A 1,322-nucleotide genomic window follows, 5' to 3' on the forward strand; every position below is an offset into this window, starting at 1 on the left:
GGCGTATAGTACAAGCATAGCCCATACAATGATATACATATTCTCAACTCCTTTTAATTGTTTTAGTGTACAAAAACCATTTCAGTATATTTCCCCGTCTTTTGACGAAGAGAAACGCTTGAAACTCTTCTTTAATTAGGTGTAATATTACACTAAAGAAATGTACGTGTATAGAAAGAAAGGGATGTGAAAATGAATAAACAAGAAGTAATTAAATCAGTATCGGATAAAATACGATTAATTCGTTTAGAAAGAAACTATTCACAAGACAGAATGGCTGAAGTCATTGGTATTTCTAAAAAAACATTGGTTCAAATTGAAAAAGGGCGCACAGAAGCAGGGTGGACGACCACTGTTGCAGTATGCGGTTTGTTTGGTGACAGTGAAATCCTTCAATCGGTTTTGGGAGACGTTCCTTTAGAAGTAGTAGAAATCATTGCTCATAATGGCGTATCTTCTCCAAAAGATAAAACGCTCGGAGGAAGAGTATGGTGGAAAGAAATTCAAAAAGAAGGCTTTTTTCGTCTGCAGCAAAATATGATTAGTCAGCACTATCGCATTTTAGATGACCAAGACTATCGATGGTTTAGTTCATTTGATAAAAGCGAAGCGGTAAAAAGGTTTGAACAATTAACGAATGAATAAAAAGAGGCCGGGACATAACAAAATCACTGCATATATGAAACCTACGTTCACTCTATCCACAAAAAAATCCGAACGAATTTGATTCTCCATCAAGAGTCTTGATTTATCGTTCGGATTTTTCTTCCACTGCTATACTTTTGTCTCAGCCACTACTGATTCATTAACGTACCTGATGAGGGACGACTGAACCAATTCCATAGCTCTACATCTCCAAGTGACGCATATGTGATTGACGGATCATTCTTTAATTTCAGAAGCTTTTTTGTAGGCCCTGTAATCACAACGCCGTACACACCGACGCCGTGTTTTTTTACATAAGAATATCGCTGCTTTAGCAACAAATCGGAATGGTCTAGCTGACGAACTTTTTGGACCGTTTCTTCATTATCGGCTAATAATTTCATCATATTTAAAACATTCGACTTGCTAGTAGAGTGGGTTTGATTTCCTTTGTGATCGTAAGGTAAGTCTAAAAACTCTGGAAAGCCAAATGTTGATGTTAAGTCAATTAATGGCTCATCTTTTGTGCTTGTTTTTTGTTCGTTCCCTGTATTGAGCGCGTACCAAGAGGTAGAAAAATCACGGCTGTCGATGGCGTTCATTTTTTGCTGAACTTCTTTTAGCGAATACGTATCATCAAAAGAAATAGCCACTTCGCTTACCGTTCCTTTTGGTAG

The 1,322-nt window shown here is 37.3% G+C and carries 2 protein-coding genes; one reads left to right on the forward strand and one right to left on the reverse strand.

Going from position 1 to position 1,322, the window contains the following annotated elements; translation table 11 throughout:
- Nucleotides 1-192 precede the first annotated feature (192 nt).
- Complete coding sequence (locus AC1DRF_RS28095; protein WP_176521229.1) at nucleotides 193-645, forward strand: helix-turn-helix transcriptional regulator; 453 nt, start codon at nucleotides 193-195, stop codon at nucleotides 643-645.
- 149 nt (nucleotides 646-794) lie between these two features.
- Here AC1DRF_RS28095 and AC1DRF_RS28100 read toward each other — a convergent pair.
- On the reverse strand, nucleotides 795-1,322 hold a 528-nt coding region (locus AC1DRF_RS28100), incomplete at its 5' end, for an anti-sigma factor C-terminal domain-containing protein (protein ID WP_477742324.1).

Source organism: Priestia sp. P5_B4 (genome assembly GCF_056400385.1).

Coding starts and splice junctions, on each gene's coding strand:
- AC1DRF_RS28095 (WP_176521229.1), top strand. CDS start 193: ATGAATAAACAAGAAGTAATTAAATCAGTATCGGATAAAATACGATTA.